The sequence below is a fragment of the Novosphingobium sp. 11B genome (genome assembly GCF_054589055.1).
In genome coordinates this window covers 1-11,587 of the sequence record NZ_BAAILP010000026.1, presented here as the reverse complement: position 1 = coordinate 11,587, position 11,587 = coordinate 1, and the positions used below count along the sequence as shown (strand labels likewise).

Sequence of the window (11,587 nt, the reverse complement as noted above, 5' to 3'; positions counted from 1 at the left end):
TAAAATCCCCGTCATCCCAGCGTAGGCTGGGACCGCAATCGGCCTTGCACGAGCTGTCGCGCGTGGCGGCCAGCGGTCCCAGCTTTCGCTGGGATGACGGCGGTATTTTTACGCCGCGACCTGTTCGGCCTTGACGGTGGCGTAGGCCCAGTCGAGCCAGGGACCGAGATCCTCGACGTCCTGGGTGTCGACCGTGGCACCGCACCAGATGCGCAGGCCCGCAGGGGCATCGCGGTATCCGGCGACGTCGTAGGCGGCGTCCTGCTTTTCGAGCAGGGCGGCGAACTTCTTGATGAAGTCGGCGTCGGCACCTTCGACTGTCAGGCACACCGAGGTCTTCGAACGGGTCGCCTCGTCCACCGCAAGGTGGTCCAGCCAGTCACGCTCGGCGACGATCTTGCCAAGGGCAGCGGCGTTGGCGTCCGAACGGGCCTTCAGACCTTCCAGACCGCCCAGCGACTTCGACCATTCCAGCGCGAAGATCGCGTCCTCGACGGCGAGCATCGAGGGGGTGTTGATCGTCTCGCCCTTGAACACACCCTCTGCGAGCTTGCCCTTGGAAACGAGGCGGAACACCTTGGGAAGCGGCCATGCCGGGGTGTAGGTTTCCAGACGCTCGACCGCGCGAGGGCCGAGGATGAGGACGCCGTGACCGCCCTCGCCGCCCAGAACCTTCTGCCAGGAGAAGGTGGCGACGTCGATCTTCGACCAGTCGATGTCGTAGGCAAACACCGCCGAGGTCGAGTCGGCGAAAGTCAGGCCCTCGCGGTCGTCGGGGATGAAGTCTGCGTTCGGAACGCGCACGCCCGAGGTGGTGCCGTTCCAGGTGAACAGCACATCGGTGCTGAAATCGATCTGGGTGAGGTCAGGCAGCTGGCCGTAGTCGGCGCGGATCACGGTGGGATCGAGCTTGAGCTGCTTGGCAGCGTCCGTCACCCAGCCTTCGCCGAAGCTTTCCCAGGCAACCGTGGTCACGGCGCGCTGGCCGAGCATGGTCCACATGGCCATCTCGAAGGCGCCGGTGTCTGAACCGGGGACGATGCCGATGCGGTGGGTATCCGGCAGCTGCAGCACTTCGCGCATCAGGTCGATGCAGTAGGCGAGGCGAGTCTTGCCGATCTTCGCACGGTGCGAACGACCCAGCGATTCGGTGGCGAGCTTTTCGGGGGAATAGCCGGGCGGCTTGGCGCAAGGTCCGGAAGAGAACTGCGGACGATCAGGTTTACGCGCGGGAACGGCAATCAAATCAGTCATTTCTGACTCTCCTTACAGAGAGCACGCGCGGCGTTGGGACCGCGTGGCCCGGAGCCGCTCCTAGTGGCACCCACGGGGATGTCAATCGTCTTGCAGGCCAGTTCACTGTGTAAAACGGTCGCATGCATATAGCGCCCTGCCGCCGTGTAAGGCACGGATAAGCGCAGGTTAAGGCACTCCCCCCCAAGAGCTTGGACCCATGCGCAGAATTTTGTTCACCCTCCCCCTGCTCGCCGTGCTCAGCGGGTGCATCGACCGTCCGGCGCCTTCGAACCGACGGCCGAATCACGCGGCGAGTCGCCCCCGACCCGCGCCGCCGCGCCCTGAACTGCGGCAGTGCCTCTCTACGCTGAGCGCACAGCAGGCCGTATTCACCCCGGTCGAGGATCGCTGGTACGGCAGCGCCTGCTCCACGGTGGGGACGGTCAAGCTGGCCGCGCTCAACACAGACGACGCCACGGTGACCGTTTCCGGGCTCGGCCCCGTGACTTGCGCAACATCGACAGCCTTTGCGGGCTGGGCACGCTACGGCGTGGACCGTGCGGCGCAGCAGATCCTCGGCAGCCGACTGGTGAAGATCGAGACGTTCGGCAGTTATTCGTGCCGCAACGTCGCGGGCACTTCACGCCGGTCGGGTCATGCCAGTGCCAATGCCATCGACGTCTCGGGCTTCGTCCTTGGCGACGGACGGCGCATCACCGTGCTAGCCGGCTGGAACGGCGGCACGCCCGCCGAACGCCGCTTCCTGCGCGTGGTCCACGACAGCGCCTGCAAGCGCTTCGGCACGACGCTAGGGCCCGCTTACAATGCAGCGCACGAGAACCACTTTCATCTGGAGGCGGACGGCGCGAATTTCTGCCGCTGACGACGCGCCCATTCGTCATTGCGAGCGCAGCGAAGCAATCCAAGGCAGCCTAAACCGCTCTGGATTGCGTCGCTGTGCTCGCAATGACGAAGTGACGGTCCCTAGGAACAGACGGGCTCAGCCGCCGAGGATGATCGGATCGGGCGCATCGTCGCTGTCGCCCGCTTCGGGATGGATCGCGAAACGGATGCGTTCGATGCAGCCGCTGCGCCCTTCCTGCGAGGGCGCCGCTTTGGCCGACTGGATCACCTGCAGCGCCTGCCGCCCGAAGTCGTCGGAAGGCTGCGCGGCCAGTACCTTGGCATTCCCCACCGCGCCCCACGGCGCGATGTCGTAGCTGACGACCGCCCAGCCCTCGATCCGGCGGCGGTTGTAGGCCTGCGGGAATCGCAGCACCGGCTGGCTCGCCCAGTCCTGTCCGGCCGGGCACTTGTCGCCCGCCGGAAAGGCGCTCTTTTCCGGCATTGGCGGCGCGGCCAGCACTTCGGGCTGGCGCCAGTAGGGATAGGAGCATCCCTTGCGCGCGCCGCCGGTGAAGCGCGATTCGCGCATCGCCTTAACCGCCGCCGCATCGAGCGCCTTATTGCCGGTGCCGGTGCCGATCCGCACGTTCATCGGCTTGCCGCCCGCATCGGTGTCGTACGTCACCAGCGCCCATTCCTTCATGCCGGGGGTACCGGGCAGCTTCGCGAAATCCGGGAGCGCGCGCACCAGCGGCTGCGGGCGCGGGGCGTCGGCGCAGTTGCCACCTTCGCGGATGCGCTCCCAGCCCGGCATCGGCAGCCGCCCGTTCAGCGGCGTCACCGTGTAGGACACCAGATCGGGCACGGCGGCGGTGGCGAAAGGCGCGACCGCGACCGCATACGTCACCGAGCAGGCGCTGTGCGCCCTGGCCGGGAACCGGCTGGCGGCGAGCGCGGGCGCGATGTCGTCGTTGGGCACGAAACGGGCATCCCCGCGCGTGATCGAGACCGGTCGGCCACTGGCGTCGATGTCGAAACGCAGCGTCACCGACTGCTGCGCGTTCGGCCCGCGCCAGCCGATGGTGTTCAGCGGACGGCGCAGCGGCGCGCCGGAGACGAGAGCGCCGCCATCACAGCGCACCTCCCCGGGAGTCCAGGCGGCAAGGCCGCGTTCGCTCGAACGGCGGAATTCATCGGCGACGACCGGCGGCGGAGGGACCGCAGGAGGCGCCGCCACCGCCATCAGAACTGCCAGAGCAACCGCCACCATGCCCGATCTCCATGTCCGGAGATTTCAGGCTAACACGTTGCCAAGACAGGACAAGGACAGATCGGCGCCACAATCGATCCGGTTCTGCGCCGAAGTCGATGCATCAAATTTCCAGCTGGCTGCCCAGTTCCACCACGCGGTTCGTCGGCAGGCGGAAGAACTCCATCGCGCTCGCCGCGTTGCGCATCATCCACGCGAACAGCTTTTCGCGCCAGATCGCCATGCCGGGCTTTTCCGAGGGCACCAGCGTCTGGCGCGAGAGGAAGAAGCTGGTCTTCATCATCTCGAACGGGCCACCGCACATCGGCGCATGCGCCAGCGCGGCCGGAATGTCGGTCTCCTCCATGAAGCCGTAGCGCAGCGTCAACCGGTAGAAGCCCTGCCCCAGATCGACGACGGTAAAGCGGTCCTCCGGCTCCACATAGGGGCCGTCCTGCACTTCCACCGTCAGCACCACGACGCGCTCGTGCAGCACCTTGTTGTGCTTGATGTTGTGGAGCAGCGCCGAAGGCACGCCCATGTTGCTGGAGGCCATGAAGATCGCCGTGCCCGGCACCCGCGCGGCGCTGCCGTGGGCGCTCTTGGCGAAGACGTTGAGCGGCAGCGCGGCCTCGGTCATGCGGTCGCGCATCAGGCGGCGGCCCTTGTTCCACGTCGTCAGCAGGGTGAAGGCGATGCCGCCGATCATCAGCGGAAACCAGCCGCCGTCGGGGATCTTGGTGGCGTTGGCGGCGAAGTAGGCGCCATCGACCACGAAGAAGGTGACGATCACCGGGATCGCCAGCGCCTTGTGCCACTTCCACACGACCAACAGCATCACCGCCATCAGGCAGGTGTCGATCAGCATCGCGCCGGTCACCGCGATGCCGTAGGCCGAGGCGAGGTTCGACGAGTTCTGGAACACCAGGACCAGCACGATCACGCCGGTCATCAGCGCCCAGTTGACGAAGGGGATGTAGATCTGCCCCGCCTCGTGCTCGCTGGTGTGGCGGGTCGAGAGCCGCGGGATGAAGCCCAGCTGCATCGCCTGATGGGTGATCGAGAACGCGCCCGAGATCACCGCCTGGCTGGCGATGAAGGTGGCGCAGGTCGCGAGGATCACCAGCGGCAGGCGCAGCGATTCGGGCGCGAGGTTGAAGAACGGATTCTCCATTGCAACGGCCGCCTGCGCGTCGTCGAGACCCAGGATCATCGCCGCCTGCCCGAAGTAGTTGATGAGCAGGCAGGGCATCACGAAAGCGAACCACGAAAGGCGCAGCGGGCCGCGCCCGAAGTGCCCCATGTCCGCATAGAGCGCTTCCGCCCCCGTCACCGCCAGCACCACCGAGCCGAGCGCCAGGAAGCCGAGGATCTTGTCGGTCAGGAAGAACTGGATCGCGTACCACGGGTTCAGCGCCACCAGCACCTCGGGCATCTGAACCAGATGGTAGATGCCCAGCACCGCGAGCACGGTGAAGTAGGTCACCATGACCGGCGCGAACAGCGCGCCGATCTTGGCGGTGCCGCTCTTCTGGATGACGAACAGCGCGATCAGCAGCACCAGCGCGATCGGCAGCACGAAGGGCGCGAGGTCCGACTGGACGACGGTGAGGCCCTCGACCGCCGAGAGCACCGAAACCGCCGGGGTAATCATCGAGTCGCCGTAGAACAGCGAGGTCGCGAAGACGCCCAGCAGCACCACCAGCGGCCCGTAGCCGGACTTGCGGATCGCGCCGGAAATCAGCGCGACGAGCGCGAGGCTGCCGCCCTGCCCCTTGTTGTCCGCACGCATCAGCACGCCAACATACTGCACCGACACCACCAGCGTCATCGACCAGAAGATCAGGCTGACGACGCCGAGGACGTGCAGTTCGTCGATCGCCAGCGGATGCGGGCCGACGAAGGTTTCGCGAAAGGCATAGAGGGGGCTGGTGCCGATGTCGCCGAAGACGACGCCGACCGCGCCAAGCGCGAGCTTGGTGATATTGCCCGAGCCCTGGCCGTGATGGCCGCCCGAACTGTGAGACTCACCCGCCGTCGAAGGAACGTAAGGTGTGTCTGCTGGAGAATCACTCATTCATGCGTCCTGTAATGGACTCGCAGACACGCTAGAGCGGCTGCGGCAGGCTTGCGCCGTTAGCAGCATGAATGGGGCCAAGCAACGATACTTACAATCCCCGCGCCCGGCGGCAATGTTCCGTTCAGGGATTGGCCGGGCCGGGCTGAACGGGCGCCGATTCGGCCGGAGCCTGCCCGCTTTGCGCCGCGATCGCGGCGTCGAGGCGCATCAGTTGCTGGGCGAGCGGCAGACGCCACGGCGCATCCTCGGGTGCGGTCTTCACAACATCGACCCACAAGGCACGCGCCTCGGCGAGTTTCCCCTCGCGCGCATAGGCGAGGCCGAGGAAGAATCGTGCGCCCGGCGCATCCGGCTCCGCGTCGATCGCACGCTGGTAGGCGTAGAGCGCGGGCGGCGTCAGCATGTTGTCTGCGTGGGCGACCAGCGAATTGGCCAGCGCCAGCCAGGCGTCGGCGTTCTTGGGGTCATCCTCGATCGCCCCGCGAAGGACTTCGGCGGCATCGGCATACTGACCGTTGCGAGCGAGGCCATCGGCGATCACCACCCAGCGGTTGTTGGTCGGGATGCCGCTATTGGTGACCTTGGCGCGGCCTTCGACAAGCGCGGCGGGGTCGGCGGACACGGACTCGGCCGAATCCTTCGGCGCTCCTGCCAAGCTCGGCGAGCCCTGCGTCACGTATCCCGCGATGCCGAGCAGCAGCGCCGAAGCCACCGCCTCGCGGCATCCGCGCGGCACTTTGAATACGAAAAGCAACACCGCCAGCACGAGGGCGGCTAGGCCGATCACGAAAACCCAGGTCACTGCCCTGCTCCTTTTGCGGAAAAGCGGCGCCGTAGCAGCAGGAAGGCGATGAGGAGCAGCACGCCCGGCACCGCGAACAGCGGCCAGGTCAGGCCGGTGAGCTGAGGTGCATAGCTGACGTAGTCGCCGTAGCGCTCGATCAGCCAGGCGCGGATCTGTTCGGGAGTCTCGCCCGCCTTGATCCGCTCGCGCACCAGCGAGCGCATCGAACCCGCGATCGGCGCGTCCGAATCCGCAATCGACTGGCCCTGGCACTGAAGGCAGCGCAGGGTTTCCATGAGATCCTGCGCCTTGGTTTCCTGCGCCGGATCATCGAGCTGACGATAGGCGTAAGGCGCAGTGGACTGCTCCTCCTGTGCGAACACGGGAGCCGCGAGAGCCAGCGCAACGAGAGCGATCAGGCGCTTCACTGGCCCGCCTCCTTCAGCTTCTCAAGCAGCAGCCCGAGGTGCTCGGGCCGGATTTCGCCGATGTGCTGGTAGACAATCGTGCCCTTGCCATCGACCACGTAAGTCTCCGGAACGCCGGACGAGCCGAGCGCCAGTTGCACTTTCCCGTCATCGTCCGCGCCGATGCGCTGGAACGGGTCGCCGTTCGTTTGAAGGAAGCCCTGCAGGTTCTCGGTCGTGTCGCGCACCGAGATGCCTTCGATCGGCACCCCGGCCTTGGCCAGCGCTCCGAGTTGCGGCGCCTCGACGCGGCAGGGAATGCACCAGCTGGCGAACACGTTGACGAGGTGCGGCTTGCCGTTGGCAAGCACCTTGCTGTCAAGGCCGGGCCGTCCCGGCAAGGCGGCAGGCAGATCGAACTGCGGCATCGACTTACCGACGAGCGCGGAGGCGACATTGCGGTCCGCCGGGCGATAGAGCCCGACGATCACCAGCGCCACGAAGCCGAGGAACAGCGCCAGCGGCAGCCAGATCGCCCAACGAGGCGCTTTTGCGGGTAAATCGCTCATCGTCCCTGCTTCTCGCGCCGATAGGCGATCTTGTCCTTGGCCACGATCCGCCGCACGTCGGCCGCCACCCGGCCCAGCAGCGCCAGCAGGCCGCCCAGCGCGATCAGCAGACCGCCGATCCAGATCAGCGGCGCGAAAGGCTTCCACCACAAGCGCAGTTGCCAGCGCGATTGCTTCTCGCCATCGACCTTGGGCGCCTCGCCGCCGAGCACGGCGTAAAGCTGGCCATTCCAGCGCGTCAGCAGCGCCGATTCGCTAGTCTGCTGCGGCGGCGCCCAGAAGCTGCGCGACTGCGGGAGCATGCGTGTCACCTTACCGTCGATACCGTAGCGCACCAGCAGGCGCGCCTCCATCGCCGTCCAGTTCGGACCGGCGACAGGCTCGACGGTGTCGAGCTTGACGCCCCATGGGCCGACTTGCGTGACCTCGCCCATGCGCACCGCGACCAGTTTCTCGACCGAGAAGGCGCTCTCGCTGCTCATGCCAAACAGAGCGACGGCAATGCCGAAGTGCGCGACGACCATGCCCCAGATCGGCAGCGGTGTGCGGCGCAGGTTGCGGCCCTTGAGCGGCAGCAGGCTGGCCCAGCCGAGCCCGACCGAGAGCGCAAGACCGATCCAGGGCAGCAGCGCGACACCGCCCAGAACCAGCACGCCGATCCCGCCCGCGACGACCAGCATCGCGGGGATCACCAGCCCGCGGCCGACGCGCCCGAACTTGTCCCGCCGCCAGCGCAGCAGCGGCCCGACCATGAGCACGACCAGCATAGGCACCGCGAACAGCGCGCTCATCGGATTGAAGTATGGCGGCCCGACCGAGACCTTGGCTCCCATCGCCTCTGCGAACAGCGGGTAGAGCGTGCCGAACAGCACGATGCCCAGGATCGCCGAGAGCATCACGTTATTCACTACCAGTGCGCCCTCGCGGCTGACGAAGGCGAAGCGCTCGCCCTCGGTCACGGTCGCGGCGCGCAGGCCGAACAGCACCAGCGCGCCGCCGATGTAGATTGCCAGCAGCGCGAGGATGAACGTGCCGCGCTGCGGATCGACGGCAAAGGCATGCACGCTCGTCAGGATGCCCGAGCGCACCAGGAACGTGCCGATCATCGACATCGAGAACGCAACCACGCCCAGCATGATCGTCCAGGCGCGCAGTGCATTGCGCGCCGCCAGCACGCCGCACGAATGGAGCAGTGCCGTCGCCGCCAGCCAGGGCATCAGCGAGGCGTTCTCGACCGGGTCCCAGAACCACCAGCCGCCCCAGCCCAGTTCGTAATAGGCCCAGTACGAACCGGCGGTGATGCCCACGGTGAGGAATATCCACGCGCCCAGCACCCACGGGCGCATTGCCTTGGCGAACGCCGGGCCGACCTCGCGGGTCACCAGAGCACCGATAGCGAAACTGAACGCGATCGAGAGCCCCACATAGCCCAGGTAGAGCGTCGGCGGATGGAACGCGAGGCCAAGGTCCTGCAGCAGCGGGTTGAGCCCGTTACCCTCCATCGGCACCGGCGAAAGCCGCTCGAACGGGTTGGAGGCAAGCAGCAGGAAGGCATAGAAGCCAAGGCTCACGAAAGCCTGCCCGGCCAGCGTCGCCAGCATGGTGCGTTCCGGCAAGCGCTTTTCGACGAGCGCCACGAAGGCGCCGCCCAGCCCCATCACCGTCACCCACAGGAGCATCGAGCCCTCGTGGTTGCCCCAGGCGCCGGCGATCTTGAACACCAGCGGCTTCATCGAATGCGAATTGAGCGCGACCAGCTTCACCGACAGATCGGTGACCGAAAAGACGTAGATGAGACAGGCGAAGGCCAGCAGCGCCAGTCCGCCCTGCACGACCGCCACGGGGCGCACCGCACCGCCGAGCACGGCGCCGCGCTCTGTCAGCCCCAGCGCACCGGAAACGAGTTGCAGCGCCGCCAGCGCCGCCGCCAGCCAGAGGGCGGCAAGACCTAATTCAGCGATCATTTGGGTTCAGCGATCATTTGGTTTCTTGCATGACCTTCTGGGCCTGTTCCCTGGACATGTCCTGCATCTCGCGGGGCACGTAGTTCTCGTCATGCTTGGCGAGGAGGTTGTCGGCGACGAATGTGCCGTCCATCCCCATCTTGCCCTCGGCGACGACGCCGGATCCCTCGACGAACAGCGAGGGCACGATGCCCTTGAAGGTCACCGGCACGCGCGCCTTGCCGTCCTGCACGGCGAAATTGATCGTCACTCCGTCCGCCGCCGTCTTGAGCGAGCCCTTCTCGACCATGCCGCCAAGGCGCACGGCGCGGCCGGGCTCGGGCGGCCTGGCGACGATCTCGCTCGGCACGTAGAAGTAGCTCGCCTGATTGCGCAGCGCCCATGCGGCGAGCAACGCCGCCCCGATGAGCACGACTAGCGCGACGATCAGCAGCACGAGGCGCTGGTGCTTGGCCTTGATCGGGCTCTTGGCGACCGTCGCCATCAGCGGTTCCTCGCCGAATCACGGCGCTTTTCTGCGCGGCGCATCGAAAGCAGCGCCCATGCGACCATCGCCAGCGTCGCGCCGACGCCGACCACATAGGCCGCGACCACAAAGGTCCATGGGTCCATCGCCTCACGCATCAGAACGCCTCCACTTCCGCGCGCGCTTTCCTGCGCAGCCGCGCCTCGGCCTGCTGCTCGGCCAGGATCGCACGCATCCGCGCCAGCACGACGCCTGCGAAGATCAGCGTGAAACCGAGCATCGCGGCAAGCAGCGGCACCAGAAAATCACCCGACATCGCGGACTTGCCCACGGTGATGCTCGGCGGCTGGTGCTGGCTGTTCCACCAGATCACCGAGTAATGAATGATCGGCACGTTCACCGCGCCGACGAGCCCGAAGATGGCGGGCGCACGATTCTGGCCGCCGTCCGCAGCCTCGCTCGCCTGCGACAGCGCCATCCACCCGAAGTAGAGGAAGAGAAGCACAAGCATCGAGGTCAGCCGTCCGTCCCAGACCCACCATGTCCCCCACGCAGGACGCCCCCACAGCGAACCTGTAAGCAGGCAGACGGCAGTAAAAACCGCGCCCGGCACCGCGCAGGCTTTCGCCGCGATGGCCGCGAGCGGATGACGCCAGACGAGTTCGGTGAAGCTCGCGCCCGCGATGCCCATCCACCCGGCCATGCCCAGCCAGGCGGCGGGCACGTGAAGATAGACGATGCGCACCGTCTCTCCCTGCAGGCGCTCGGCAGGGGCGACGAACAGCCCCCAGCCCAGCGCCGCGAAGGCGACGACCAGTCCCGTGCCCATGCACAGGGGCATCAGCCAGCGGGCGATGCGCAGAAAACGGGCGGGGTTGGCAAAGCCGTGCATGACAGGCGCGCTTCTATAGTGCGTGTTGAAAGGAGCAAGTGACTCAGATCAAAGCACAGCGCTTTTCATGCGCCAATCGGGCATTGGTATCATGATGCCGCTATGAGCATCACACTGTGGTAAAAGGGAGAAAATGGGGCGATCGATGGGGTTCGAACCCACGACCTCCGGTACCACAAACCGGCGCTCTAACCAACTGAGCTACGATCGCCACAGGCGCACTCGAGAGGCGCCGCGTCCGGCATCGGACGCTGCTGCATCCGGTGCGGAGCGCGCCTTTTGCACAGCGCGCGGATTCTTGCAAAGCAAAAATGCGGAGAGGCGAAATTTACCTGCACAGTACCTTGCACGCGATTTTCCTGCGCCCTGCCCGTGGCTAAGGTCGGCGCATGGACGAACCCGGCGAATCATCGGCTGCAAGACTGCTATCCCACCCCGGCGTTCAGCGCTTCCCATCGTCCCGGCTCGACCTGTTCATCCTGCGCGAGTTCCTCGACGCCGAGCGCTGCGCGCAGTTGGTCGATCTGATCGAGACCAACAACCGCCCCTCGACGATCGCCGACTACAACGGAGACGATGCGTTCCGGACCAGTTCGACCTGCGACCTGTCACGCGACTATCCGGTGGTCGACGAACTGGCGCAGGCGCTGTCCCGACTTTCCGGCATCGACCTTGCCCATGCGGAACCGCTGCAGGGACAGCGCTATGAAGTCGGGCAGGAGTTCAAGGCGCACACCGATTATTTCGAGCCCGACAGCGCCGATTTCGAGAAATACTGCAAGGTTCCCGGCCAGCGGACCTGGACCTTCATGATCTACCTGAACGACGTCGAGGCCGGAGGCGCGACTCGCTTCAAGGTCATCGACAAGATGATCCAGCCCGAGACCGGCAAGCTCATCGGCTGGAACAACCGCCGCGCTGACGGCAGCTGTAACGCGGCGACGCTTCATCACGCGATGAAGGTGCGCAAGGGCCGCAAGTACGTCATCACGCAATGGTATCGCGAGCGCCCCTGGGGGTGAACCGATGGGGCTTCGACAAGCTCAGCCTGAGCGGATTTGAGAGGTTCTCTCTATTCCGCTCAGGCTGAGCTT

The 11,587-nt window shown here is 66.2% G+C and carries 12 protein-coding genes and 1 tRNA gene; 2 read left to right on the top strand and 11 right to left on the bottom strand.

Annotated elements, in window-relative coordinates; genetic code table 11:
- Positions 1 to 108 precede the first annotated feature (108 nt).
- Complete coding sequence (locus ACYPYD_RS02090) at positions 109 to 1,254, bottom strand: phosphoserine transaminase (protein WP_459661881.1); 1,146 nt, start codon at positions 1,252 to 1,254, stop codon at positions 109 to 111.
- A 199-nt stretch (positions 1,255 to 1,453) separates the two neighbouring features.
- Between ACYPYD_RS02090 and ACYPYD_RS02085 the strand changes: the two genes are divergently transcribed.
- Positions 1,454 to 2,119 carry an extensin family protein gene (locus ACYPYD_RS02085; RefSeq protein WP_459661880.1) on the top strand — a complete coding sequence of 222 codons (666 nt, stop codon included), beginning with the start codon at positions 1,454 to 1,456 and terminating at the stop codon, positions 2,117 to 2,119.
- Between the two features lie 117 nt (positions 2,120 to 2,236).
- On the opposite strand, the gene ACYPYD_RS02080 is transcribed toward ACYPYD_RS02085, so the two are convergent.
- The 10 genes from ACYPYD_RS02080 to ACYPYD_RS02035 all read right to left on the bottom strand — a co-directional run bounded on the left by ACYPYD_RS02080 (position 2,237) and on the right by ACYPYD_RS02035 (position 10,704).
- A complete protein-coding gene (locus tag ACYPYD_RS02080; protein ID WP_459661879.1) occupies positions 2,237 to 3,352 on the bottom strand; it encodes a TonB family protein in 1,116 nt (371 codons plus the stop codon).
- A gap of 103 nt (positions 3,353 to 3,455) precedes the next feature.
- Positions 3,456 to 5,408 carry a potassium transporter Kup gene (locus tag ACYPYD_RS02075; protein WP_036522556.1) on the bottom strand — a complete coding sequence of 651 codons (1,953 nt, stop codon included), beginning with the start codon at positions 5,406 to 5,408 and terminating at the stop codon, positions 3,456 to 3,458.
- A 124-nt stretch (positions 5,409 to 5,532) separates the two neighbouring features.
- Positions 5,533 to 6,213, bottom strand: a complete 681-nt coding sequence (locus ACYPYD_RS02070) for a tetratricopeptide repeat protein (protein WP_459661878.1) — start codon at positions 6,211 to 6,213, stop codon at positions 5,533 to 5,535.
- A complete protein-coding gene (locus ACYPYD_RS02065; protein WP_008830270.1) occupies positions 6,210 to 6,623 on the bottom strand; it encodes a cytochrome c-type biogenesis protein in 414 nt (137 codons plus the stop codon). Before ACYPYD_RS02065 ends, ACYPYD_RS02070 begins: the two co-directional genes overlap by 4 nt.
- Positions 6,620 to 7,171 carry a DsbE family thiol:disulfide interchange protein gene (locus tag ACYPYD_RS02060; protein ID WP_069707485.1) on the bottom strand — a complete coding sequence of 184 codons (552 nt, stop codon included), beginning with the start codon at positions 7,169 to 7,171 and terminating at the stop codon, positions 6,620 to 6,622. The genes ACYPYD_RS02065 and ACYPYD_RS02060 overlap by 4 nt, the downstream gene beginning before the upstream one ends.
- A complete protein-coding gene (locus ACYPYD_RS02055; RefSeq protein WP_459661877.1) occupies positions 7,168 to 9,135 on the bottom strand; it encodes a heme lyase CcmF/NrfE family subunit in 1,968 nt (655 codons plus the stop codon). The genes ACYPYD_RS02060 and ACYPYD_RS02055 overlap by 4 nt, the downstream gene beginning before the upstream one ends.
- A 13-nt stretch (positions 9,136 to 9,148) precedes the next feature.
- A complete protein-coding gene (gene ccmE / locus ACYPYD_RS02050) occupies positions 9,149 to 9,619 on the bottom strand; it encodes a cytochrome c maturation protein CcmE (protein WP_459661876.1) in 471 nt (156 codons plus the stop codon).
- The gene (locus tag ACYPYD_RS02045; protein WP_008830266.1) at positions 9,619 to 9,759 is read right to left on the bottom strand and encodes a hypothetical protein; all 141 of its coding nucleotides are present in this window, start codon (positions 9,757 to 9,759) and stop codon (positions 9,619 to 9,621) included. The genes ccmE and ACYPYD_RS02045 overlap by 1 nt, the downstream gene beginning before the upstream one ends.
- Positions 9,759 to 10,493, bottom strand: a complete 735-nt coding sequence (gene ccmC / locus ACYPYD_RS02040; protein WP_008830265.1) for a heme ABC transporter permease CcmC — start codon at positions 10,491 to 10,493, stop codon at positions 9,759 to 9,761. The genes ACYPYD_RS02045 and ccmC overlap by 1 nt, the downstream gene beginning before the upstream one ends.
- Before the next feature lie 134 nt (positions 10,494 to 10,627).
- A tRNA-His gene (locus ACYPYD_RS02035) sits at positions 10,628 to 10,704 on the bottom strand.
- Between the two features lie 178 nt (positions 10,705 to 10,882).
- Between ACYPYD_RS02035 and ACYPYD_RS02030 the strand changes: the two genes are divergently transcribed.
- The gene (locus ACYPYD_RS02030; RefSeq protein ID WP_271181710.1) at positions 10,883 to 11,515 is read left to right on the top strand and encodes a prolyl hydroxylase family protein; all 633 of its coding nucleotides are present in this window, start codon (positions 10,883 to 10,885) and stop codon (positions 11,513 to 11,515) included.
- Positions 11,516 to 11,587 lie beyond the last annotated feature (72 nt).

What these genes read in the sequence shown, in the direction of transcription:
- ACYPYD_RS02090 (WP_459661881.1), bottom strand. Translation starts at nt 1,254, where the DNA reads ATGACTGATTTGATTGCCGTTCCCGCGCGTAAACCTGATCGTCCGCAG.
- ACYPYD_RS02085 (WP_459661880.1), top strand. Translation starts at nt 1,454, where the DNA reads ATGCGCAGAATTTTGTTCACCCTCCCCCTGCTCGCCGTGCTCAGCGGG.
- ACYPYD_RS02080 (WP_459661879.1), bottom strand. Translation starts at nt 3,352, where the DNA reads ATGGTGGCGGTTGCTCTGGCAGTTCTGATGGCGGTGGCGGCGCCTCCT.
- ACYPYD_RS02075 (WP_036522556.1), bottom strand. Translation starts at nt 5,408, where the DNA reads ATGAGTGATTCTCCAGCAGACACACCTTACGTTCCTTCGACGGCGGGT.
- ACYPYD_RS02060 (WP_069707485.1), bottom strand. Translation starts at nt 7,171, where the DNA reads ATGAGCGATTTACCCGCAAAAGCGCCTCGTTGGGCGATCTGGCTGCCG.
- ACYPYD_RS02055 (WP_459661877.1), bottom strand. Translation starts at nt 9,135, where the DNA reads ATGATCGCTGAATTAGGTCTTGCCGCCCTCTGGCTGGCGGCGGCGCTG.
- ccmE (WP_459661876.1), bottom strand. Translation starts at nt 9,619, where the DNA reads ATGGCGACGGTCGCCAAGAGCCCGATCAAGGCCAAGCACCAGCGCCTC.
- ACYPYD_RS02045 (WP_008830266.1), bottom strand. Translation starts at nt 9,759, where the DNA reads ATGCGTGAGGCGATGGACCCATGGACCTTTGTGGTCGCGGCCTATGTG.
- ccmC (WP_008830265.1), bottom strand. Translation starts at nt 10,493, where the DNA reads ATGCACGGCTTTGCCAACCCCGCCCGTTTTCTGCGCATCGCCCGCTGG.
- ACYPYD_RS02030 (WP_271181710.1), top strand. Translation starts at nt 10,883, where the DNA reads ATGGACGAACCCGGCGAATCATCGGCTGCAAGACTGCTATCCCACCCC.